The sequence below is a fragment of the Gardnerella coleohominis genome (genome assembly GCF_002896555.1).
Taxonomy (GTDB): Bacteria; Actinomycetota; Actinomycetes; order Actinomycetales; family Bifidobacteriaceae; genus Bifidobacterium; species Bifidobacterium vaginale_F.
The window spans coordinates 1-232 of sequence record NZ_MNLH01000022.1; the positions used below are offsets into that span (position 1 = coordinate 1).

Genomic DNA, 232 nt, shown 5'->3' on the forward strand with positions numbered 1-232 from the left:
AGATATGTATAAGAGACATAGTTGAGTGTAATTGTTCTCGCTGTTGATTCTAGATGCTAATGATGCTGAAATTCCGTGGATAACAGCTGCGCTCGCTGCAATAAAAGCATAGTTTTCGTTTTCTGCGTTTTCTGCGTAATTTTCTGTGCTATTTTCCGCGTAATTTGCGCTATTTTTATTATTTTCCGGATTGTTATTGCTTTCGCGTTGCGCTAATAWCTCYGAGYCYWMK

The 232-nt window shown here is 38.7% G+C and carries 1 pseudogene; it reads right to left on the bottom strand.

Annotation, left to right across the window (positions count from 1 at the left end):
• Nucleotides 1–232 (bottom strand): annotated as a pseudogene (locus tag BFS05_RS06925) (hypothetical protein); the annotation flags it as partial.